Below are 21,372 nucleotides of genomic sequence, written 5' to 3'. Positions count from 1 at the left end.
ATCTCTCTTAGCCAAGACGTCCTGACGTCTCTTCGCCCCGCGCTAGCGGGGCTTTTTTCGTCTATGTCGTGCCTCTCAGTCGGCCGCGTCGTCCGGTGTCGCCTCGGGTGCGGCCTCCACCAGGCCCAGCTCCAGCTGGCTGGGCTCGCTGGCCGCCTCCTCGACCCAGGTGGCGCCCAGCGGTGCGGTGCCGGCGGGCACCGCCACGTAGTGACCGTGTTCCTCGACGCCGGTGGCCGGTTGGCGCACCAGGCAATAACCGCCGAAGACGACGATGACGGCATGTATCAGCGCCAGATCCCACAGGAAGCCATCGGGGCCGATGGCATCCATCAGCAGCCCGGTACTCAGCGGGCCGAGGATGGCGCCGATGCCCAGTGCCAGCACCAGGCTGCTGCTTGCCGCCACCGTCTGAGTCGGTGTGAGGGCATCGTTGGCACAGGCCAGCAGCAGTGAGTAGAGGGTCAAGGTGGTGCCGCCGAGCAGCACGCCGAGCAGCGTCAGCGGCAAGGCATGCCCGGGCTCCAGCAGCAGGCCGGCCAGCGACAGCCCGGTGGCAATGGCGGCAACGACCACGATGACCACCCGGCGGTCGGTCTTGTCCGAGAGCTTGCCCAGTGGCCATTGCAGCAGGGCGCCGCCGAGGATGAAGGCCCCCATGAAGGCGGCGACCTGATCCACCGCCAGGCCGCTGCCGGTGGCGAATACCGCCCCCATGCCGAAGACACTGCCGTTGGTGATGCCGGTCAGCAGACAGCCCAGGGTCCCCAGCGGCGCCAGCCGGTACAAGCGTCGCAGGCTCATGGCCTCGGGGGTGCCGGTGTCCGGCTGGGGGGTGTAGCTGAGCAGGATCGGCACCAGGGCCAGCGACATCAGTATCGACACGATCAAAAACAGCACCATGCCGCCGGGGTCGGCGACGTTGAGCAGCAGCTGGCCGCCGCCCATGCCCAGATAGCTGATCACCATGTAGAAGGCCAGCAGTCGTCCGCGCAGGCGATTGCTGGCGTGACCGTTCAACCAGCTCTCGGTGACCACATAGAGGCCGGCGTAGGCGAAACCGGTGATCAGGCGCATGGCGGCCCAGACCCAGGGATCGATGAACAGCACGTGCACCAGGATGGCCACCGAGGTGATCGAGGCCAGGGCCGCAAACACCCGGATATGGCCGACCTGACGCAGCTTGCGCGGGGTCAGGGTCGAGCCGGCCAGGAAGCCGACAAAGTAGGACGACATCACCAGACCGGTCACGGTATTGCCGAACGCCTCCTCGGCGGCGCGGATGCCGAGCAGGCTGCCTTGCAAGCCGTTGCCCAGCATCAGCAGGCCGACGCCGAGCAATAGCGCCCACAGGCTCCATGCGGCCGAGAGGGTGGTTGTGGGCGACGAGTCGTGGGCGCTCAAGAGGCTTGCTCCCGGATTGTGTGGGTTAGACGGTTGCGCTGACCCGCCGCTGCCGGCGAGCTCGCTGGACCATGCGGTAGCGGGAGCGGATCTCGTCGCGTTCCATGTAGCAGCCCTGCAGCCAGCGGTGGCCGCTGTCGCCCTCGAAGGCGTCCCGGGCGTGCAGCAGGCGGCGGTTGTCGAAGATCACCAGATCGCCGGGCGCGTAGGTGAAGCGGATGGCGAAGGCCGGGTCGCGCAGCAGCCGCTGCAGGGTCATCAGCGCCTCATAGGCCGGTTCCACGTCCTCGAAGGCGGTCTGCAGCGGGCCGCGCAGGAAGTCGGCGATGCGCACCTCGAGCAGCTCGCCGCGGGCGTCGAGGCGAATCATCGGTTCGAACCACACGTAGTCGGTGGTCCTGGCGGTGTTAGCATAGCACCAGCGCACTCGAGTCAGGGTGGCAAAGGCCTCGGGATCGCGCTCGCGCAACGCCTCGGCCACGGCGAAGCCGTCGAGCATCACCGCCTGGCCGCCCTCCACGCTGTTCTCCAGGCAGTGCAGCATCTGCAGTCCGGGATGGTACTCGCGGGTCGGCAGGTCGGTGTGGGGCGGCAGGGCGATGGCGGTGTAGGCGTTGGAGTCCGGGTCCGGCTTGGCCTTGACATTGAACAGGCCGCCGAAATTGGTGTCGCGGATCGGGCCGATACGCTGGGCGATGGCCGCGAGCGAGCCGGGGGTGGTGGGCAGGCCGCGCAGTCGTACCAGGCCCTTGCCGAGCACGCTCTCGAGCGCCGGGGCGAGGATCGCTTCTTCGGCCGCGCTGGCGGGGTCAGTATCGAGCAGGCCGCTGGCATCGAGGGTGTCGGGGCCTTCGCCGGGTCCCCCCTGCCAGGTGGTGACCGTCACCAGTGGCGCCTCGGGATCGGTGGCGTTGTCGTAGTCGTTGGCGCGCAACCAGCCCGGATGGAAGCGCAGACGGCGGTCCTCGGGGGCGAAGGTCACGCACAGGGCGCCGGCGGCGTCGATCTCGGCCTCGACGACCTCCGGCCAGGCCGGCAGCGCAGAGAGGTCCAGGATACGCTCCCGGGTCGCCGGGTTGACGGTGGTCTCGTCGCCCGCGTTCTCGCGCAGCCAGATGCTGTGATAGCGGCTGACGCGACCGTCGCTCCAGCGCACCGTGACCAGGCGCGGCGTGAAGGAGACGGCGTCGAGGTCGGCGTCGATCGGCCAGGCGTCGTAGTCGGGGGTGAGGGGCAGTGTGTCGTCGGTCATGGGGCGTCTCTCGAGCGATGAATGTTGCGGCTCAGGATGCCAGCACAGCCCCGCTGACTCGCGGCAAGATTCGACACCGGCTGTGCACAATTCGACAGGCAGGCGCCGGGCTAGGCGTTTTCCGACACATTGCCGATGATCAGCCAGTCGTTCTCCAGATGCACCGGCACCGGGTCCAGGGCGCAGCCCGTCCCCAGGCCGCCCACGCCTTCGCCGCTGCGCGTGGCGAAGACGGCGTCGTGGTTGGTGCAGCGCAGCGTCTCGCCATCGTCGCAGAGCAGTCGGTCGCCGCGCTGGTCGAGGGGCAGGTACTGGTGCGGGCAGGCGTTGACATAGGCGACCAGGGTGGCGTCGGCGAGGCGCACCACCAGCAGCGGGAAGCGGCCTCGTTCGCTTGCCACGGACAGGCTCAGGTGCCCGTGCTCGGGCAGGTCGTCGGCGTGCGCCACGCGGGTGCCCGGGGGTGGGGCGCTGCGGTATTGCTGCCAGGCGGCTGTCATGATGGGGCTTCTCTTGTCACGGCTCATTTGGTTTCAAGTGAAACCGTGTGGGCGTCCGTGTGTCAACGGGCGAACGTTCCGAGGTGTCGGCGTTCGGCTATCGGCGCTCAGCGCCGCTGTCGAAGTTCGCTGGGCGTCATGCCATGCCGCTGGCGGAAGGCGCGGGTGAAGCTGGAGGCGGAGGCGAAGCCGCAGGCCACGGCGACGTCCATCACGCTGTGCCGGGTCTCCTGCAGCAGCCGCCGGGCGTGGTCCAGCCGGCGCGCCAGGTAGGCCCGTTGCGGCGACGTGCCCAGATGACGCGCGAACAGCCGATCCAGCCGCCGCCAGGAGAGGTCGAGCTCGTCGGCCAGTCGGCGAATTTCCAGTGGCGCTTCCAGGTTGGCATCCATCAGGGCCAGGGCTCGGTGGAGCGTCGGATCCTCGGGCATGGGGTCACGCTGTCGACTGGCCGGGCGACGCCCCTGGTCGTGCAGCAGCTGGTCGCGGACCTGCTCCGCCAGCGGCAGCCCGTGGCGGCGTTGGATCAGGTCGAGGCTCATGTCGATGGCCGAGCTGCCGCCGGCGCAGGAAAACCCCTCCGGTGTCACCTCGTAGAGCGACTCCACCGCGTCGATGCCTGGAAAGCGGGCACGGAACTCGGGCAGTGATTCCCAATGCAGCGTCACCGTCTGATCGTCGAGCAGCCCGGCGGTAGCCAGCACGAAGCAGCCCGTGTCCATGCCGCCCAGCCGGCAGCCCGCCGCGGCACGCTCGCGCAGCCAGTCGACCAGCGTCTGGTCGATGGTGGCCTCCGGCTCGAAGCTGGCGCATACCGCCAGGCTGGGGGCGAGCGGTGCATCGGACAGGGCGTGATCGACCGCCAGGGTCATGCCGTTGGAGGCGACCACCGGTTCGCCGTCGCGGCCGATCAGCCGCCATTCGAACAGCGTCTCGCCCTGGATACGATTGGCGATGCGCAGCGGCTCCACGGCCGAGAAGAACGCCACCATGGCGAAGCGCGGCAACAGCAGGAAGTCGATCCGCTCCGGGGCGGGGACGTCGGGCGTCAGTCTCATGGGCCTCGTCGCGGCGGCAGAATGGGATCCCCGATTGTAGAGCGCGTGCGGGTCGATGCAATCGCGGTCGTGGCGTGGCCACCGCGGTCGTGGCGGCTTGTGACTCGGAGCCCGGCCGGTCATGATGAGCCAACCTTTCGTTACCCCCTAGATGTCCATGCGTCTCGACTATGCCGGCCCCTTGCCCGAGCCGATCGGGTTCTTGCTGCTGCCCCGTTTCTCGATGATGGCCTTCTTCTCGGCCGTGGAGCCGCTGCGCATCGCCAACCGCATCAGCGGTCGGCCGCTGTTCGAATGGCGGCTGATCAGCGAGGACGGTGGTCCGGTCACGGCCTCCAACGGGATGACGCTGCTGGCCGATCAGGATATCGAGGCGCGTTATCATCCCGCGTCGGTGGCGGTCTGCAGCGGTTTCGACCCCGAGCGTTACCTGAGCCGTGGGCTGATGCGCTGGCTGCATCGGCTGGACGGGGCCGGCTGCGCATTGGGCGGCCTCGATACCGGCGGTTTCCTGCTGGCCGCGGCGGGGCTGCTGGAGGGCGAGCGCGTGACCCTTCACTGGGAGAGCCTGCCGGCCTTCCGCGAGCGCTTTCCGGCCATCGAAACCTCCGACGAGCTGTTCGAGGTGGGCAAGCGGCGCTTCTCCTGCGCCGGTGGTGCGGCCGCCATGGACATGGCGCTGGACGTGATCGCCCGGCGCCATGGCCAGCGGCTGGCCATCGACGTGTCCGAGCAGCTGATTCACGAGCGCATGCGTACCCGCCACGACGCCCAGCGGATGACCCAGGCGCGGCGCCTGGAGACCCATAGCCCGCGGCTGGCGGAGGCCGTCGATGTGATGGAGCGACACCTGGAGACGCCGCTGACCCTGGACGAGGTGGCGAGACGCAGCGGCGTCTCGCTGCGTCAGCTGCAGCGGTTGTTCGAGCGCGAGCTGGGACGCTCGCCCCGCGACTGGTACCTGGCGCTGCGCCTGACGCGAGCCCGCCAGCTGCTGGAGGAGACCGACCTCGAAGTACTGAGCGTAGGCCTGGCCTGTGGCTTCACCTCGGCCTCCAGCTTCGCCCGGGCCTTTCGACAGCACTTCGGTGCCTCGCCGCGGGAGGTGCGGCGAGGCTGAGGCCATGCATCACACCTCCGCCCACATCCGCAGCAGGTTGGCCAGGCTCTTCGACAGCATGTCGAAGGTGCGGGTCTTGCCGTTGGCATCGAACTCCTGGCGGCGGGTGGTATCCAGGTCGAAGAGAATCTCGCGCTGCTGTGGATCGCGGACCTGGCTCTGGGCCCAGCCGACGGCGGCGAGACGCTCGCCGCGGGTGACCGGCTCGACGCGATGCAGGGTCGAGGAGGGGTAGAGGATCAGTCCGCCGGCCGGCAGCTTGTAGGTCTGCTCGCCCGCCGTGGTGTCCATCAGCAGCTCGCCGCCGTCGTAGCTGTCCGGGTCATTGAGGAACAGCGTGAACGACAGATCGGTGCGCATGGCGCCCTGGGGCGTGGCCATCACCGCGTCGTCGACGTGGTTGCCGTAGGACATGCCCGGCTGATAGCGGCTGAACATCAGCGGCTTGATGCGCTTCGGGCGTGCGGCCATCTGGAACAGCGAATGGGCCTGGAGCACCCTGGCGATCTCCTGGCGCAGCTCGGCGATATCGGGGCGACGCCCGTCGGCCTGTTCGTTCTGCTTGACCGTGCGCGCGTGCCAGCCGGCCGTCTCGCGCCCGTCGCGGAATTCGCTGTCGGCCAGGGTGGCGCGCACGCGGGTCAGCAGCTCGGAAGGGATGGCCTGGTCGATGCAGAGAATCACGGTCGGAGCTCCGGCGGGTCGAGTGTGTGCGACGATTATAAACGACTGTGAATCGTTTGCATTGCTCTTGCTGCGGCGGCACTCTATGGCGGTTCGAGTCGGTCCCAGGGCCGTGTGTCCCGGCAATCACAACATTCAAAGGAATCCCGCATGTCTCACAACTCCCGTACCAAGCTTTGGGTTGGCGTCGGTACCACCGTTCTGCTGGGCGCCAGTACCGCCAGCTGGGCCGCGGTCGATGCCTCCGCCGAGTTCACCCAAGGACCCGACGAGCCGATGCTGGCCCACGCCGATCACGGTGGCGAGGGCGGCGAAGGTGGTGAAGGTGGCGAATATGGTCACCATGACGGCGGCGAAGGTGGTGAAGGCGGCGAACATGGTCACCATGACGGCGGCGAAGGTGGTGAAGGCGGCGAACATGGTCACCATGACGGCGGCGAAGGTGGTGAAGGCGGCGAACATGGTCACCATGACGGCGGCGAAGGTGGTGAAGGCGGCGAACATGGTCACCATGACGGCGGCGAAGGTGGTGAAGGCGGCGAACATGGGTCACCATGACGGCGGCGAAGGTGGTGAAGGCGGTGAACATGGTCACCATGACGGCGGCGAAGGCGGCGAAGGCGGCGAAGGCGGCGCCGATCCTTATGCGGTCTTCTCTTATCTGAACGCTTCTGCCGGTGGCGAAGGTGGCGAAGGCGGTGAAGGCGGTGAAGGCGGCGAAGGTGGTGAAGGCGGCGAAGCCGGCCATGCCATCGACGTCACCAACCCTGGCGTCTATGCCACCAATCTGGCCATGATGAAAGGCCACCTCACCGTGGCCCGTGAGCTCTATGAGGAAGGTGAGCAGACGGCTGCCCAGCCGCACTTCGGCCATCCCATCCATGAGATCTATGAGCCCATGGAGCCGGCCTTCGAGGCGCGCGGCGTCGATGATGTCGAGCCTGCTCTCGAAGCACTGATCGCCGAGACCCGAGAGGGTGGTGAGTGGGGCAGCCACACCGGGGCCTATGAAGCGGCATTCGATGCCATCGACGGCGCCCTGCAGACGGTGGACGCCGACCTGCTCGGCGACGTTCGCTTCCAGAGCCGCGTTCAGCTGGCGCTGCTGCGTCAGGCGATGGCCGAGTACGATGAAGCCATCGGCGAGGACGGCAAGTTCGTCAACGTGCTGGAATACCAGGACAGCTTCGGCTTCGTACAGACCGCCAAGGAACTGCTCGAGCAGCATGCTGACCTGTATGACGATGAGACCCGCGAGACGCTGCTGGACGCCTACGATCAGACGCTGACGGCCTGGCCGTCTGCCGTGGCGCCTGAGACGCCGGTGATGACGCCGGGCGAGCTGTCGGCAAGCCTCTTCAAGCTGGAGGCCACGCTCGGCGAGTACTGAGCCGAGCCCGAGCGGGCACATGCCCTGAGACAAGAGGCCCGATCCGGCATCGCCGGATCGGGCCTCTTGACGTTGTGGCGTTCAACCGTGTCGCGTTACTGGCGTCGAGCCACGGCAGGGCTCTTGCGCGTTTCCCGTACCAGCGAGACCAGCACGCCGGAGGTCATCAACAGGATCACCACGCTCAGCGGCAGGGCCGCGGCGATCAGCGCGGTCTGCAGTGCCTTGAGGCCCCCGGCCACCAGCAGCACGGCGGCCACCAGGCCGATCGACGTTCCCCAGAAGACCCGGAAACGCTTCGGCGGGTCCTCGTTGCCCAGCGACAGGATGGTGGTCAGCACCAGGGTGCCGGAGTCCGATGAGGTCACGAACCAGCTCATCAGCAGGAACACCATCAGTGCCGACAGCACCCAGCCGAAGGTACCGGTGCCGGCGATGCCGTCGGCGGTGGCGAACAGTGCGGCCGGCAGGTTCCAGGCATTGACCAGCTCGGTGATGCCGGCGCTGCCCGGCCCGCCCGCGGCGGTCAGTTCCTGGTGCAGGGCGTTGCCGCCGAAGATCACCAGCCATACGAAGATGATCAGGGTCGGCACCAGCAGCACGCCGAGCACGAACTCGCGCAGAGTGCGACCGCGGGAGATGCGGGCGATGAAGATGCCGACGAACGGCGCCCAGGCCAGCCACCAGCCCCAGTAGAAGATGGTCCAGCCCTGCTGCCACTGGGCCGTGCCGTCATCGTCGGCGAACCACAGGCCCATGGGGATGAAGTTGAGGGCGTAGTCCAGCACGGTCTCGCCGAAGGTCATCACCAGCCACAGGGTGGGGCCACCGATCAGGAAGGTGCCGACCACGGCCACCGAGATCCAGATGTTCATCTCGGAGATGATCTTGATGCCTCGTTGGACCCCCGAGACCGCCGAGAGCACCGACACCAGGGAGATCACGCCGATCAGCACCAGCTGAGTGTTGAGCCCCGGGTCGAGGCCGACCAGGCGGTCCAGGCCCACGGCCATCTGGCTGACGCCGAGGCCCAGCGAGGTGGCGACACCGAACACGCAACCGAGCACGCCGAGAATGTCCACGATATGGCCGATGGGGCCGAAGATGCGCTCGCCGATGAAGGGATAGAGCGCCGAGCGCAGCGCCAGCGGCAGGCCCTTGCGGTAGGCGAAGTAGGCCAGTGACATGCCGACGATCACGTAGATCGCCCAGCCGTGCAGGCCCCAATGGAAGACCGAGACGCGCAGCGCGTCGATGGCCCGCTCATGGTTCATGGCGGTGGCGCCGGCCATGTCGGCATGGGGGTTGTTCGGGTAGCCGAAGGCGCCGGTGTTGTCGAAGTAGAAGATCGGTTCGGCGACGCCGAAGAACAGGATGCCGATGCCGATGCCGGCCGAGAACAGCATCGAGAACCAGGCGAAGTTGCTGAAGTCGGGGCGGCTGTCGTCGGGGCCCAGGCGGACGCTGCCATGGCGGCTGACGACGATGTAGGCGCAGACCGCCAGCAGTATCACCACGGTGATCAGGTAGTAGCGGCTGAAGGTGGTCTCGATCCAGGTGCGGGTGGCGCCGAACAGGTTGCCGGCCAGCTCCGGCATCACACCGGTGAACAGCACGAAGCCGAGCACCAGCAGTGCGGCGGTGATGGTCATGCCCTTGTGCATGCCACTGAAGAAACCGTCCTGGGACAGCTCGGTGACCATGTAGTCGGTCGAGGTCTCGACCTCGTGGCTGGCACGGCGTGTTGGTGGAGTGGGGGGAGTTGGGGTAGCGATAGCGTCATCCTCTTGAGCCGGGCGTCGGGCCGGCGTTCCCGAGGCGGCCCGCAGGCCGCCGCTAGTGTCGAGGCGCCCGGGGGCGCCGTTCAGGGGTGCTAGGGATCGGCGGGCGCGATGGTAGCAGGTGTGGCTCGCTGCTGCCTCAGACGCAGCAAGAAGGCGGTCACCAGGGCAAAGATGCCGAAGGCGACCGGGATGGCCGCCACCGAGATCAGCGTCAGGATGACCTTGAAGATGTCGCCGTCGAGCCAGTTGATGACCACGGCCAGGGCCGCCATGGCGACGATCCAGAAGGCGCGCGAGCGCTGGACGGTGAGCATCTCGCAGACTAGCCCCGCGGAGTCGGCGCTGGTGACGAAGAACAGCAGGATATTCAGCGCCAGGATCGCCGACAGGATGCCGTGCTCATCCAGGGTAGCCATCAAGGCGAAGACGTCCTCGGCGCCGGTGCTCAATCCGCCAATGCCGAAGGTGGTGAACCACAGGCAGGAGACCAGGCTCGGTACCAGCATCACGCCGAGCACCAGCTGGCGGAGGGTGCGGCCCTTGGAGATGCGGGCGATAAACACCCCGGTGAAGATAAACCAGCCGTACCAGGCAGCCTCGAAGGCATACAGCCAATCGGCCAGCCAGGCCTTGCGCTCGGGGTCGTTGAAGCCGATGTCCAGGGCCAGCGCCGGGTACTGCAGCACGTAGTCAGGCAAGAGCCGAGCGAAGGTGCCGAGGATATCGAGCGGCGCGGTCAGCAGGAAGGTGGCCGCCATCAGGATCAGCGCGATCAGCGCATTGTAGTTGCTCAGCCACTTGATGCCGCGCTTGAGCCCGGAGGCGCTGGAGACGATGGCGAACAGCGAGAGCACGACGATCACCCAGGTGGTGCTGACGTCGAGGCCCAGGTATTGGGCGGCGCTCTTCTGCAGTGGTTCGGCGGCGTAGGAGAAGGTCAGCGAGAGGCCGATCACCGTGGAGACGACCAGGCTGACCAGGTTGAGCTTGCTCATAACCCCCCCGCCCAGCAGGGATTCGGCCGGCTTGTCGAGCCGCATGTTGTACAGGGCGTGGGCGAAGATCACGCCAATGGCCAGATAGCCGGCCCAGGCCAGCAGGCCCCAGTGGTTGAAGGCATGCAGCAGCGCCTGGTCCCTGTCGAGGCCGGCCTCGACGTGGTAGCGGGGCTCCAGGACGCCCCAGGTGACCAGACCGATGCCCATGCCGGTGGCGAACAGCATGCCGAGCCAGGCAAGGGTGGAGAACTCGGGCGGCTCGCTGCCGAAGCGCAGCCGGCCCAGTGGCGACAGGGCGAGGCCAATGAAGATGAGCGAGGCGAGGAACGCCGGATAGGTGAAGAGGAAGCCAAAATGGCCGATCACCTTGACCTTGATGGTGGTCAACAGGGCCTGGAAGGGGCCGGGTGCCAGGGCGGCAAAGGTGATCAGGGCAATCACCGTGACGACGGTCGCCACGGAGGTCGTAAGGTTCTTATTCATAAGAAGCTCTTTATATTTATGGTGGAAGGGAGGGCGGCGGGTCTGCCGACAGGGGCTTGCCTCCTCGTCGAGAAACACCGCCTGTGGCGGTGTCTCGCCCACACGAGGGGGCGTGGCGGCGTCAGGGCAGACGCCGTCGCAGCCCCGCGCAGAATCCCTGCCAGGCACGCTGCATCTCCGGCAGCGCCTCGCGCCCATGCAGGCAGCCGTGCAGCATGTTTTCTGCCTGGTGGTAGCCCACCTGCGCACCCGCGCCGCGCCAGCGGGCGAGCGCCATTTCCAGCGGCCGAGTGAGTGGATCTCGCGATACCGCCAGCGCTTCGACGCACGCCGTGGGCGGCGCGAGATCCCGATCGTGCGATGCCTCTGCCGCGATCAGCTCCCAGGCGTCCATGACATCTCGGCGACTGAGCAGCGGAGCGTCCGGCCCCAGGGCCTCCCGAGTAGGGCGGCCGATCACGGGGTAGATCACCCCCAGCGGACATCGGGCGGAGGTGCGCACGGCCAGGTCCAGCACCAGTCGCCCGCCGGCGCTGTCGCCGGTCAGGGCCACGGGATCGAGTGCCTCCGCCACGGCATGGCAGTCGTCGAGGGCCTCGCCGTAGCGGGCCTCGGGCAGACGCCGGTAGCCGACGCTGACCACTTCCCGGCCCAGGGCCTCGGCGAGCCCCGCGGCGACCCCGTCATGGCTGTCCAGGGAGCCCAGGGTGAAGCCGCCGCCGTGGACGTAGACGACCACGCCGGCGCGATGATCGCGCGGGCGATAGCGACGGATCGGCACGCCGGCCAGGCGCGCCTGGCGGATCGTCATGTCCGCGGGATGCGGCGGGGCGAAGCTCGCGCAGAGCGCATCGTAATGGGGACGTGCCCTTGGCAGCGGGAGATGCGCCATGGCCTCGAGGCCGGCCTGAAAGCGTCTGGCGAAGTCGTCGATGGTCATGCCTGTGCCTCCCTGGCCTGACCCCGGCACCTTGGCACCGGGGTTGGGGCAATCAACGTCGCGGTGGCAGCCCGATGCGGCGGCCGGCGGCCTTGGGCCAGTCCTCGCGACTGGCCGGCTGCGGCAGCGCGGCGATGCGCTCGGCGACGGCCGCCGGGCAGGGCGTCGGGCGACCGCCGCTGATGCTCATCGCCATCAGCATCTGCTCGCTGGTGGCGACGGTGTTGCCCTCGGCGTCGCTCAGCGTGAACAGCACGTGCTGGCGCTTGGCGTCGTGGTCCAGCAGCAGCACCTCGACCGTCAGTGCCTGGCCCTCGTGTGCCTCGGCCCGATAGCAGAGGTGCGTCTCCAGGGTGTAGATGGTCAGGTCGTGAGCCTCGCGACCCGCGCCGTCCAGCCCGATGTGAGCCATCAGCGCTTCGACCCCCATCGAGAAGGCGCGGGCGTACTCGGCGTCGTTCATGTGGCCGTTGTAGTCGACCCACTCGTTAGGCACCGTGAGCTCGAGCAGCTGCATCAGATGCGGCCCTCCAGGCCCTCGGCTTCCGGCCAGTACTTGCGGGTCAGGGCCAGCAGCTCGACCAGGAAGTCGTCGCGGCGGCGGTCCAGCTCGGCGACCGGGCGACCGGCAGCCTGGAATTCGCAGCCCTCGACGACCTTGTCGATCAGCTCGTCGGTGAGCTCCGGGGCCTCGAGCTTGGTCCACGGCAGCTTCAGCGCCGGGCCGAACTGCTCGAGCATGTGGCGCATGCCCTGCTCGCCGCCGGCCAGGTGGAAGGTCAGGAAGGTGCCCATCAGCGACCAGCGCAGACCACAGCCATAGACCACGGCGGCGTCGATCTCCTCGGTGGTGGCGACGCCGTCGTTGACCAGGTGCAGGGCCTCGCGCCACAGCGCCTCCATCAGGCGGTCGGCGATGTGTCCCTCGATTTCGCGACGCACGATCAGCGGGCGCATGGCCAGGCGCTGATAGTCGTCACGGGCGCCTTCCAGCAGCGCCGGCGAGGTGTGCTCGCCCCCCACCAGCTCGACCAGCGGCAGCAGATAGACCGGATTGAAGGGGTGGGCGACGATCACGCGGCCCGGGGCCTTCCGGCAGTCCTGTTGCAGGTCGGTCGGCTTGAAGCCGGAAGTCGAGGAGCCGATCACCACGTGCGCCTCGGCGGCGGCATCGATGGCGGCCAGGATCTCCTGCTTGAGCGGCAGACGCTCCGGCACGTTTTCCTGGATCAGGTCGGCGCCCGCGACGGCTTCCTCGAGGCTCGGCGCGAAGCGCAGGCGCTCTTGTGAGGCGCCCTCGGCCAGGCCGTCCTTCTCGAGCGATGCCCAGGCGTTGTCGACGAAGGCGCGGGTGCGGGTCTCGGCGCCCTCGGCCGGGTCGAAGGCGACCACGTCCCAGCCGTTGGCGAGCGCGCGGGCGATCCAGCCGTTGCCGATGACGCCGGTACCGATGATAGAGAGCTGGCTCATGCGTCACCTCCGGCGATCTGACCGGTCTTGGGGTCGCGCAGCTTGAGGTGGGCGCGGGTCTCGGCCGGGGTCATGACGCGACCGCCGAGATTGTCGATGATGCCGGTGGCCTTCTCGACCAGGCTGGCATTGGTGGCCGGCACGCCCTTGCTCAGGTAGAGGTTGTCCTCCAGACCGACGCGCGCGTGGCCGCCGAGCAGCATCGCCTGGGCGACCATCGGCATCTGATGGCGGCCGATGCCGAAGGCGGCCCAGTTGGCGTTCTCCGGCAGCTTGTTGCGCATCGCCAGCATGGTCTCGGTGTCCGCCTCGGCGCCCCAGGGGATGCCCAGGCACAGCTGGAACAGCGGGTCGCCGTCGAGCAGGCCTTCCTGCTGCAGCTGGCGGGCGAACCAGACGTGGCCCAGGTCGAAGCACTCGAGCTCGGGCTTGACGCCGGCGGCCTGCACCAGGCGGGCATGCTCGCGCAGCCAGTCGGCGGTGTTGACGTAGACCATGTCGCCGAAGTTGAGGCTGCCGCAATCCAGGGTGCACAGCTCCGGCAGCAGCTCGCCCACCGGGGCGTGACGCTCGGCCGGGGTCTGGATGTCGGTGCCCGGGCCGCCGCGGGTCGGGTCCGTGGCATCCGGGATCCAGTCGCCGCCGCCGCCGGCGGTGATGTTCATGACGATGTCGGTATCCGCCTCGCGTACCCGATCCATCACTTCGCGGAAGTGCTCGGTGGAGTGGCTGATGCCTCCGGTCTCGGGGTCGCGCACGTGGATATGAGCGACGCTGGCGCCGGCCTTGGCGGCGGCGATGCAGTCGTCGGCGATCTGCTTGGGCGTGACCGGAACGTTGGGGTTCTTGTCGGCGGTGTCGCCGGCGCCGGTGATGGCGCAGGTCATGATGACATTGCGGTTCATGGGGACCTCCTTGCGTGAACTGCAGGGAGTGTCCGTCATGGCGCCGGGAGTAAGTTGACGCTAGGCGACATTGAGTTAACAAAAGTCGCCCGAGTGGTGGAAGGGAAGGGCACCGAGATCAGGCGATATCGGCGGCGCCTTCGCCAAACATCTCGAACAGCAGCTCGCGGCCCAGGTCGGTGAGCACGAAGCGACGCTGGGCATTGAGGGTGGCGGCCTCGCTGCGCTCCAGGGTGCGCTGATGGCTCGGCCAGTCGGGCTCGGCTTCGGCCAGCGCGTTCAGGCTGCGGCGATCGAGGCCACGATGCGGGCTGGAGACGATTTCCAGGACGTGGCCCTGGCGATAGAGCAGGACCGCCATGTTGCAGAGGCACTGGCGGAGGCTGCGCTGGGGGATAGCATCAGGCATGGTCATCGAGTCGAGGGCCTTCGGTATCTCAGGTTGATGCACATTATACCGAGGGAGGTTTTTTAGACCAAGGTCTAATATGGTGTCTCAGTTTCTTGTCCGCAGCACGCTGATATCGGCAAGGTGCGCCGACCGCCCATTGTATGATGCCAGCATCACCGATGATGTGATCTCCACTCACTCACCTTGAAATGTATCAATCGTCGGCATGCCTAGCGGTTGTCATGCCGGGCGGCGGCATTGGCTTGAATGAAGGGGGGAGTGTTCATCTTGTTTGAAAGAAAATCAACGAAATGACGTATGCGCTTTGGTACATTCAAATGGTAGGGATGAACGGCATATATATCTGCATTTGGTAGCGAAAATGTTGGAAGTAGTCTCTTTAGTGCTCCGCTCTTCAAGTGATGATATACGTCCCATTCCGCGCGAATGGCAATGCCATGACCGCCCAGAACCCAGGCGAGTACACTTTCTCCATCATTGGCACTCATGTTTCCGCGGACCTGAACATGGTGCATCTTCTCTTCTTTGGAAAACCTCCAGTTTCCGTAGGTATCTTCGTTTTGCCGCAATACAAGGCAGTTGTGACGTGTTAAATCATTCGGGGTTACTGGCTCTCCATGGTTTTCCAGATAGGTAGGAGAGGCGCACAAGATGCGTTGATGTGACGCGATCTTTCTCGCATGAAGCCCGGAATCAGGGAGTGAGCCAAAACGAATGCCGACATCAAAGGAATTGGCAACCAGGTTGAGTGGGTGGTCGGAAAGCTGAAGTTGGCATTCCGTTCTGGGGTTTTCCTGGATGAATTCAGAGACGAAGCGGGACACATATTTGCGTCCAAAACCGAAGGGAGCATTGATGCGTATGAGCCCCTCTGCCTCATCGTTTTTCTTGCGCAGGGCATCATTCATTTCCTGGATGGTCGAGCTTACTTTCTCTGCATACTCCAGGTAAAGCCTGCCACTGGAAGTGAGGCTCATGGCGCGTGTGGAGCGTGTGACCAGCTGGCAACCTGCATGCTTTTCGATATTCGCCAGCCTTTTGCTTGCCGCTGCGGGTGTCACGTCCATGTCACGGGCGGCTTTCGCAAGACTTCCTGTTTGGCACAGCAAAATGAAGAATTCGAAATCTGTATTCGACACGGCTATTAACCTTTAGGTTGTCTGTGAATTAACTTTCAGTATATTGCATGCGGATTAGAGGGTCATCTAGTGTCTGGAAGGCAGATGTGATGTGACTTTTCGGTCAGGTGTCATCACATTCCACAACGTTTCAGTTTGGAGCCTTTCGTATGCGTAGTCATCGTGTTGCTGTCATTCCGGGCGACGGTATCGGTCTGGAGGTCATCGAGGCCGGAAAACAAGTGCTGGAGACACTGGCGAAGAAAAGTGGTGATTTTACCTTTGATTTCGAAGACTTCGACTGGAGTTCGCGCCGCTACCTCGAGCAAGGCGAGTACATCCCCGAAGGCGGCCTGGCTCGGCTAGCGACGTTCGATGCCATCTACTTCGGGGCCGTGGGCAGCGAGGACGTCCCCGATCACGTCTCGCTATGGGATCTGCGCCTGGCCATCTGTCAGGGCTTCGACCAGTACGCGAACGTGCGCCCGGCCCGCGTTCTGCCCGGCGTCGACAGCCGCCTGAAGGGCGCCGATGCCATCGACTGGGTCATCGTCCGCGAGAACAGCGAAGGCGAGTACTCCGGCAATGGCGGTCGTGTCCACCAGGGGCACCCCGAAGAGGTCGGTACCGAGGTCTCCCTCTTCACGCGCAAGGGTATCGAGCGTATCCACCGCTTCGCCTTCGAGATGGCGCAAAGCCGTCCGCGCAAGAAACTGACTCTGGTGACCAAGTCAAATGCCCAGCGTCACGGCATGGTGCTCTGGGACGAGGTCTTCTTCGAGGTCGCCAAGGACTTTCCGGACGTCGAGCATGATCGCGAGCTGGTCGACGCGGTGACGACGCGCATGGTGCTCAAGCCCGAGACCATGGACACGATCGTGGCCACCAACCTGCATGCCGACATCATCTCCGATCTGGCAGCCGCGCTCTCCGGCAGTCTCGGCATCGCGCCGACGGCCAACCTCAACCCGGAGAAGACCTTTCCCTCCATGTTCGAGCCGATTCACGGCTCGGCGTTCGACATCGCCGGCAAGGGCATCGCCAACCCGGTCGGGTCGTTCTGGACCGCGGCCATGATGCTCGAGAATCTCGGCGAAACCACCGCCTGCGAGCGGCTGATGGCCGCCATCGAGCGACTCACCGCCTCCGGCTTGCAGACCAAGGATCTGGGCGGTACGGCGACCACACGGGACGTGACCCAGGCGATCTGTGACGACATCGAACAGCAATAACACTTGAGCTCGATGCCGGCGGGCGCCGGTCGGCCAGTGTTGCTTGCGGCATCTCTGGCCGGCGGTTGGCGTCATCCGGCGAGCGGTGTGTCACCACTTCGATGGGAGCCTCGTCAATGAAGATTGTCATTGCACCGGACAGTTACAAGGGGGCGCTGTCCGCCCGTGAGGCCGCCGACGCGATGGCGGTGGGCGTTCAGCGTGCGATGCCCGAGGCGGACATCCTGACCTGCCCGATGGGCGATGGCGGGGAGGGTACCCTGTCGGCATTGCTGGCGGCCACGGATGCCGAGCTTCGCCACGCCGAGGTGCTCGATGCCTATGCACGGCCGGTGCGGGCCGCCTGGGGTTGGCATGCGGCGTCGGGCACGGCCTTCGTCGAGCTCGCTGAAGCCTGTGGGCTGCCATCCGTGGACCTCAGCCGACACGCGCTTCGTGACAGCACCACCTATGGCGTCGGGCAGCTGGTCGTCGAGGCGCTGGATGCCGGCGCCCGTTCCCTGGTGCTGACCCTCGGAGGCAGTGCTACCAACGATGCCGGTGCCGGCCTGCTGATGGCTTTGGGGGGGCGGCTGCTGAATGTGGAGGGGGAGGCGTTGCCGCTGGGAGCTGGAAGGCTCGCACACCTCGATCGCGTCGACCTCTCGGGGCTGGACCCCCGGTTGAAAGACCTGTCCGTGATGGCGGCTGTCGACGTCGACAATCCCTTGCTCGGCGACTACGGGGCCACCGTGGTCTATGGCCCCCAGAAAGGTGCATCGACCGAGGATGTCGAGGCGCTGGAAGCGGCCCTCCAGGTTTTCGCCGAGCGGGTATCGCAAGCCACCGGACAAGATGTTCGTGAGGCCCCCGGCGCCGGTGCCGCGGGTGGCATGGGCTATGCCGCCATGGCGTTTCTGGGTGCCACGCTCAAGCCGGGTATCCAGGTGGTCATCGAACAGGCCGCCTTGGCGGACAAGCTGGAAGGGGCGGATCTGGTGATCACCGGGGAGGGGCGTCTCGATGGTCAGAGCCTGTCAGGCAAGACGCCTATCGGTGTTGCTCGCTTGGCAAAGAGTCAGGGCGTGCCGGCCATCGTACTGGCCGGTCAATTGGCTGGTGGGTGGCGAGAGGCTTATGAGCAAGGGGTCACTGCGGCATTTTCATTGACGGATGGCCCGATGCCACTGGCCACGGCCATTCGGCAGACACCTTCGCTGTTGAGCGATCGGTGTGAAGCGGTCGTCAGGCTATTAGCAGTCTGAACGCAAATACATCGACAGGATCGAGGGGAAACATGTCCTGAAGGAAAAAGCGATATCCAAGACATCTCCAACAACCACAAGATTTTCGATAACTGGAGTACGCGCCATGAATTTCTATAAAGTTGCTACCGCCGCCCTGTGTGCCACGTTCGCCAGCACCAGCTTCGCGCAAGACAATGTCAATCAGCAAGACTGGCCGCAGAGTCTGTCTATCGCCACGGGCAGTCAGGGCGCCACCTATTACATCTATGGCTCTGGGTGGGGCAATCTGGTCGGCGAAAAGACCGGTGCCTCCTTTGGTGCTGAGGTCACCGGGGGACCGGTGCAGAACGTCACCCTGGTGCAGATGGGGGAGAGTGACTTCGGCATGGTGACCACGGGGCCTGCCTATCAGGCCTGGAATGGCAACAGTCAACTCGCACCGGGTGTCGAGCACACCGATGTGCGTGCGGTCTTTCCGATGTATCAGACTGCTCTGCAGGTGATTGCCCTGGAAGGCTCCGGCATCGATTCGATTGAGGACCTGGACGGCAAGACGGTCGGCATCGGGCCTGCCGGCGGTACCGGTGACCTGTACTTCCCGCAGCTGTTCGATCAGCTGGACATCTCCGTCGAAGCCCAGAATGGTGGTGCCGCCGATCAGGCCGGTCAGGTTCAGGATGGCTTGATCGACGCCTTCGCCTTTGCCTCGGGGATTCCCGTTTCGGCCTTCAGCCAGCTGGAAGCCCAGGCCGATGTGAACATTTTCTCCTTCTCCGAAGAGGAGATGTCCCGGGTGCTCGGCGATTATCCCGAGCTCAGCCAGTCGGCCATCCCGGCCTCGGCCTACAGCTCCCTGGACGAGGCCGTGCCGGCCATTTCCCTGTGGAACTTCGCGATCACTCACAAGGACATGCCAGAGTCGCTGGTCTATGAGGTGACCAAGACCGTCATGGAAAACCAGGAACGGATGCAGCAGGTGCATGGCTCTGCCAAGGAGACCCTGCCGCAGAACCTTGAGCATAACGCGCTCATTCCCTGGCACCCGGGGGCAGTGCGCTGGTTCGAGGAAAATGGCTACGACGTCCCGGAAGATCTCCGCGGCTGATGAACCTCACGTGATGGGAGCGCCGGCCGACTGGCCGGCGTCCTGCGCGTTGTGAAGCCACCGGGCATTCGTAACCCTCATGGTGACCTGGCATGACTCAAGATACTCGAAGCGAAGCAGCCGCGGCGAAGATCGGCAACGAAGGTGTCGCCGACGCGCCGTTGGCTCATAACGAACGCGTGCTTACCGGCACGCTTGGCAAGACGGTGTTTCTCGCCTGTGTGTTCTTCACCGCCCTGCACCTCTATGCGCTCAACATTGAGCCGATCGAGACCTGGACCTTCCGGATCATTCACGTGGCAGGGGGCCTGGTCATTGGGTTCGCGATCACGGCGGCCATGAGCCTCGATCGACACGACACCACACGAAAGGTGGCCGGTGCCGAGTGGCTGGCGTTGGTGCCTGCCGTGCTGGCCGCCGGTTATGCTACCTTCTGCATGCTGTACGCCTGGTTTCTTGCTAGCGTGGAGGGCACCCCTCCCGCGGGCTGGGTGCTTACCCATTTCAGCACCTCGCTGGGAGTGGCCGCGACGCTCGCCCTCATCGCTGGCTGGTTCTGGCGCAGCCCGAGTCGTTCGATCAACTGGGCCGATCTGGTGCTGATCGTTGTCTCGACACTGGTCGCCGCCTATCTGGTGATGGTGCTTGGACGATGGCGCATGACGGCCGGCATGCCGATGGCGAACCCGGTCGACATGCTGGTGGCCGCCACCGGAGTGGTGCTGATCATGGAGCTCACGCGCCGCGTGGCAGGGCTGGCCCTGATCATCATCACCGGCGTGTTTCTCGCCTACGCTTTTGCCGGCCCTTATCTGCCGGGCCTCCTGGAGCATCGTGGCTATTCGGCCGCGCGCTTCTTTACCTATCTCTATACCGACAATGGCGTGCTGGGGCCGACCACTGCGGTATCCTCCACCTACATCATTCTGTTCATCACCTTCGCCGCCTTCCTGCAGGCCTCGCGGGTAGGAGACTACTTCGTCAACTTCGCCTTCGCGGCTGCCGGTCGCGCCCGGGGTGGGCCGGCGAAGGTCGCGGTCTTTGCCTCCGGGCTGATGGGCATGATCAACGGTACCTCGGCCGGCAACGTAGTGGCCACGGGGTCGCTGACCATCCCGCTGATGAAGAAGGTCGGCTATCACCCGAGGAGTGCGGGCGGCATCGAGGCTGCGGCATCCACCGGCGGACAGATCGTGCCGCCGATCATGGGGGCGGGCGCCTTCATCATGGCCGAGGTGACCGGCATTCCCTACACCGATATCGCCATTGCCGCGCTGATTCCGGCGGCCTTGTACTTCCTCTCGATCTTCCTGATGGTCGATCTGGAGGCGCGTCGTGACGGCATGCAAGGGCTGCCCAAGGCACAGCTGCCGGTCTTCGGCCAGCTGCTCAAGCAGGTCTATCTGTTCCTGCCAATCATCATCCTGATCGTGACGCTCTTTCAGGGCTATTCGGTCATTCGCGCCGGCACCCTGGCCATGCTCAGCGCCGCCGTGGTCTCCTGGTTCACACCGCACTGGATGGGGCCTCGGGCCTTGCTCCATGCACTCTCACTCGGGGCGCGCATGGCCATCCCGCTGATTGCCGTGTGTGCCTGTGCGGGCATCATCGTCGGGGTCATCTCGCTGACCGGTATCGGGGCCCGTTTCGCCTCCATGCTGCTGGGTATCGCCGATGCCAGCCACCTGCTGGCGCTGTTCTTTGCCATGTGCATCTCGATCCTGCTCGGCATGGGCATGCCGACCACCGCGGCCTATGCCGTGGCAGCCTCGGTGGTCGCGCCGGGCCTGCAGGACATCGGCATCTCGCCGCTGGTGTCGCATTTCTTCGTGTTTTATTACGCCGTCTTGTCGGCGATCACTCCCCCGGTGGCGCTGGCCGGCTATGCGGCGGCCGCCATCTCCGGCACCAATCCGCTGAAAACGGCGGCGACCTCCTTCAAGTTTGGTTTGGCTGCCTTCATTGTGCCGTTCATGTTCTTCTACAGTCCGGCATTGTTGATGGATGGCAGCGGCCTCGAGATCTTACGTGTTGCCCTGACGGCCGCTATCGGTATCTATCTCCTGGCTGCCGCCGTTCAGGCCTGGTTCCTCAATGGTCGGGTGACCTGGGCACAGCGCGCCATATTGCTGGCGGCAGCGCTGTCCATGATCGCGGGCGGGTGGATAACCGACCTTCTGGGCATGGCCCTCGGTGGGCTGGTGTTTGCCTGGCAAGCCATGTTGTTGAAAGGCAAGGACAAGGTTCCGGCATGAACCTGGAGGAGAAGGGCGCGGATCGATCATTTTTCT

The 21,372-nt window shown here is 65.6% G+C and carries 20 protein-coding genes; 6 read left to right on the top strand and 14 right to left on the bottom strand.

All coding sequences use genetic code 11. The features are described 5' to 3' along the window. Positions 1-75: 75 nt before the first annotated feature. The 4 genes from UYS_RS0211225 to UYS_RS0211210 form a co-directional block, all read right to left on the bottom strand. Positions 76-1,404 carry an MFS transporter gene (locus tag UYS_RS0211225; protein WP_026068505.1) on the bottom strand — a complete coding sequence of 443 codons (1,329 nt, stop codon included), beginning with the start codon at positions 1,402-1,404 and terminating at the stop codon, positions 76-78. 25 nt (positions 1,405-1,429) lie between these two features. Beyond that, the gene (locus UYS_RS0211220; protein ID WP_016855604.1) at positions 1,430-2,656 is read right to left on the bottom strand and encodes a TauD/TfdA family dioxygenase; all 1,227 of its coding nucleotides are present in this window, start codon (positions 2,654-2,656) and stop codon (positions 1,430-1,432) included. A 110-nt stretch (positions 2,657-2,766) separates the two neighbouring features. Next, on the bottom strand, positions 2,767-3,156 hold the full coding sequence (locus UYS_RS0211215) for a Rieske (2Fe-2S) protein (RefSeq protein ID WP_016855603.1): 390 nt from the start codon (positions 3,154-3,156) through the stop codon (positions 2,767-2,769). Between the two features lie 107 nt (positions 3,157-3,263). Then, complete coding sequence (locus tag UYS_RS0211210) at positions 3,264-4,214, bottom strand: GlxA family transcriptional regulator (RefSeq protein WP_016855602.1); 951 nt, start codon at positions 4,212-4,214, stop codon at positions 3,264-3,266. 157 nt (positions 4,215-4,371) lie between these two features. Here UYS_RS0211210 and UYS_RS0211205 point away from each other — a divergent pair, with 157 nt between their 5' ends. Continuing rightward, a complete protein-coding gene (locus UYS_RS0211205; protein ID WP_026068504.1) occupies positions 4,372-5,334 on the top strand; it encodes a GlxA family transcriptional regulator in 963 nt (320 codons plus the stop codon). Between the two features lie 9 nt (positions 5,335-5,343). Here the strand turns inward: UYS_RS0211205 and UYS_RS0211200 are convergent, their stop codons facing one another. Together UYS_RS0211200 and UYS_RS0211195 are read right to left on the bottom strand one after the other, a co-directional pair. Beyond that, positions 5,344-6,018 carry a Fe2+-dependent dioxygenase gene (locus UYS_RS0211200; protein ID WP_016855600.1) on the bottom strand — a complete coding sequence of 225 codons (675 nt, stop codon included), beginning with the start codon at positions 6,016-6,018 and terminating at the stop codon, positions 5,344-5,346. A gap of 135 nt (positions 6,019-6,153) precedes the next feature. Next, positions 6,154-6,522: a hypothetical protein gene (locus UYS_RS0211195; RefSeq protein WP_156821609.1), complete on the bottom strand. Its 369-nt coding sequence runs from the start codon at positions 6,520-6,522 to the stop codon at positions 6,154-6,156. On the opposite strand from UYS_RS0211195, the gene UYS_RS18510 reads away from it, so the two are divergent. Next, entirely contained in the window at positions 6,479-7,408 is a 930-nt protein-coding gene (locus UYS_RS18510) for a hypothetical protein (protein WP_156821608.1), read from the top strand. The genes UYS_RS0211195 and UYS_RS18510 overlap by 44 nt on opposite strands. A 95-nt stretch (positions 7,409-7,503) precedes the next feature. On the opposite strand, the gene UYS_RS0211185 is transcribed toward UYS_RS18510, so the two are convergent. The 8 genes from UYS_RS0211185 to UYS_RS18090 form a co-directional block, all read right to left on the bottom strand. Then, a complete protein-coding gene (locus UYS_RS0211185; RefSeq protein WP_016855598.1) occupies positions 7,504-9,111 on the bottom strand; it encodes a BCCT family transporter in 1,608 nt (535 codons plus the stop codon). Between the two features lie 170 nt (positions 9,112-9,281). After that, on the bottom strand, positions 9,282-10,673 hold the full coding sequence (locus tag UYS_RS0211180; RefSeq protein ID WP_016855597.1) for a BCCT family transporter: 1,392 nt from the start codon (positions 10,671-10,673) through the stop codon (positions 9,282-9,284). A gap of 121 nt (positions 10,674-10,794) precedes the next feature. Then, positions 10,795-11,613 carry an alpha/beta hydrolase fold domain-containing protein gene (locus UYS_RS0211175; protein ID WP_016855596.1) on the bottom strand — a complete coding sequence of 273 codons (819 nt, stop codon included), beginning with the start codon at positions 11,611-11,613 and terminating at the stop codon, positions 10,795-10,797. 52 nt (positions 11,614-11,665) lie between these two features. Then, positions 11,666-12,130, bottom strand: a complete 465-nt coding sequence (locus UYS_RS0211170) for a thioesterase family protein (protein ID WP_016855595.1) — start codon at positions 12,128-12,130, stop codon at positions 11,666-11,668. After that, positions 12,130-13,083: an L-carnitine dehydrogenase gene (locus UYS_RS0211165; RefSeq protein ID WP_016855594.1), complete on the bottom strand. Its 954-nt coding sequence runs from the start codon at positions 13,081-13,083 to the stop codon at positions 12,130-12,132. Before UYS_RS0211165 ends, UYS_RS0211170 begins: the two co-directional genes overlap by 1 nt. Further along, positions 13,080-13,988, bottom strand: coding sequence for a beta-keto acid cleavage family enzyme (locus tag UYS_RS0211160; protein ID WP_016855593.1), 909 nt, complete (start codon positions 13,986-13,988; stop codon positions 13,080-13,082). Before UYS_RS0211160 ends, UYS_RS0211165 begins: the two co-directional genes overlap by 4 nt. A gap of 118 nt (positions 13,989-14,106) precedes the next feature. Then, complete coding sequence (locus UYS_RS0211155; protein WP_237738458.1) at positions 14,107-14,397, bottom strand: hypothetical protein; 291 nt, start codon at positions 14,395-14,397, stop codon at positions 14,107-14,109. A 212-nt stretch (positions 14,398-14,609) separates the two neighbouring features. Beyond that, positions 14,610-15,539 carry a LysR family transcriptional regulator gene (locus UYS_RS18090; protein ID WP_083868127.1) on the bottom strand — a complete coding sequence of 310 codons (930 nt, stop codon included), beginning with the start codon at positions 15,537-15,539 and terminating at the stop codon, positions 14,610-14,612. A 149-nt stretch (positions 15,540-15,688) separates the two neighbouring features. Between UYS_RS18090 and UYS_RS0211145 the strand changes: the two genes are divergently transcribed. The 4 genes from UYS_RS0211145 to UYS_RS0211130 all read left to right on the top strand — a co-directional run bounded on the left by UYS_RS0211145 (position 15,689) and on the right by UYS_RS0211130 (position 21,336). Continuing rightward, positions 15,689-16,750 carry a tartrate dehydrogenase gene (locus UYS_RS0211145; RefSeq protein WP_026068502.1) on the top strand — a complete coding sequence of 354 codons (1,062 nt, stop codon included), beginning with the start codon at positions 15,689-15,691 and terminating at the stop codon, positions 16,748-16,750. A 116-nt stretch (positions 16,751-16,866) separates the two neighbouring features. After that, the gene (locus tag UYS_RS0211140; RefSeq protein ID WP_016855590.1) at positions 16,867-17,994 is read left to right on the top strand and encodes a glycerate kinase; all 1,128 of its coding nucleotides are present in this window, start codon (positions 16,867-16,869) and stop codon (positions 17,992-17,994) included. 106 nt (positions 17,995-18,100) lie between these two features. After that, a complete protein-coding gene (locus UYS_RS0211135; RefSeq protein ID WP_016855589.1) occupies positions 18,101-19,081 on the top strand; it encodes a TAXI family TRAP transporter solute-binding subunit in 981 nt (326 codons plus the stop codon). 92 nt (positions 19,082-19,173) lie between these two features. Further along, positions 19,174-21,336: a TRAP transporter permease gene (locus UYS_RS0211130; RefSeq protein WP_026068501.1), complete on the top strand. Its 2,163-nt coding sequence runs from the start codon at positions 19,174-19,176 to the stop codon at positions 21,334-21,336. Positions 21,337-21,372 lie beyond the last annotated feature (36 nt).

This window comes from Halomonas smyrnensis AAD6, from assembly GCF_000265245.1.
Classification (GTDB): domain Bacteria; phylum Pseudomonadota; class Gammaproteobacteria; order Pseudomonadales; family Halomonadaceae; genus Halomonas; species Halomonas smyrnensis.
The sequence above is the reverse complement of the archived record's forward strand: the minus strand, read 5'-3'. Positions and strand labels throughout refer to the sequence as shown.

What these genes read in the sequence shown, in the direction of transcription:
- UYS_RS0211220 (WP_016855604.1), bottom strand. Translation starts at nt 2,656, where the DNA reads ATGACCGACGACACACTGCCCCTCACCCCCGACTACGACGCCTGGCCG.
- UYS_RS0211215 (WP_016855603.1), bottom strand. Translation starts at nt 3,156, where the DNA reads ATGACAGCCGCCTGGCAGCAATACCGCAGCGCCCCACCCCCGGGCACC.
- UYS_RS0211210 (WP_016855602.1), bottom strand. Translation starts at nt 4,214, where the DNA reads ATGAGACTGACGCCCGACGTCCCCGCCCCGGAGCGGATCGACTTCCTG.
- UYS_RS0211205 (WP_026068504.1), top strand. Translation starts at nt 4,372, where the DNA reads ATGCGTCTCGACTATGCCGGCCCCTTGCCCGAGCCGATCGGGTTCTTG.
- UYS_RS18510 (WP_156821608.1), top strand. Translation starts at nt 6,479, where the DNA reads ATGGTCACCATGACGGCGGCGAAGGTGGTGAAGGCGGCGAACATGGTC.
- UYS_RS0211195 (WP_156821609.1), bottom strand. Translation starts at nt 6,522, where the DNA reads ATGTTCGCCGCCTTCACCACCTTCGCCGCCGTCATGGTGACCATGTTC.
- UYS_RS0211185 (WP_016855598.1), bottom strand. Translation starts at nt 9,111, where the DNA reads ATGGTCACCGAGCTGTCCCAGGACGGTTTCTTCAGTGGCATGCACAAG.
- UYS_RS0211180 (WP_016855597.1), bottom strand. Translation starts at nt 10,673, where the DNA reads ATGAATAAGAACCTTACGACCTCCGTGGCGACCGTCGTCACGGTGATT.
- UYS_RS0211175 (WP_016855596.1), bottom strand. Translation starts at nt 11,613, where the DNA reads ATGACCATCGACGACTTCGCCAGACGCTTTCAGGCCGGCCTCGAGGCC.
- UYS_RS0211170 (WP_016855595.1), bottom strand. Translation starts at nt 12,130, where the DNA reads ATGCAGCTGCTCGAGCTCACGGTGCCTAACGAGTGGGTCGACTACAAC.
- UYS_RS0211165 (WP_016855594.1), bottom strand. Translation starts at nt 13,083, where the DNA reads ATGAGCCAGCTCTCTATCATCGGTACCGGCGTCATCGGCAACGGCTGG.
- UYS_RS0211160 (WP_016855593.1), bottom strand. Translation starts at nt 13,988, where the DNA reads ATGAACCGCAATGTCATCATGACCTGCGCCATCACCGGCGCCGGCGAC.
- UYS_RS0211155 (WP_237738458.1), bottom strand. Translation starts at nt 14,397, where the DNA reads ATGCCTGATGCTATCCCCCAGCGCAGCCTCCGCCAGTGCCTCTGCAAC.
- UYS_RS0211145 (WP_026068502.1), top strand. Translation starts at nt 15,689, where the DNA reads ATGCGTAGTCATCGTGTTGCTGTCATTCCGGGCGACGGTATCGGTCTG.
- UYS_RS0211140 (WP_016855590.1), top strand. Translation starts at nt 16,867, where the DNA reads ATGAAGATTGTCATTGCACCGGACAGTTACAAGGGGGCGCTGTCCGCC.
- UYS_RS0211135 (WP_016855589.1), top strand. Translation starts at nt 18,101, where the DNA reads ATGAATTTCTATAAAGTTGCTACCGCCGCCCTGTGTGCCACGTTCGCC.
- UYS_RS0211130 (WP_026068501.1), top strand. Translation starts at nt 19,174, where the DNA reads ATGACTCAAGATACTCGAAGCGAAGCAGCCGCGGCGAAGATCGGCAAC.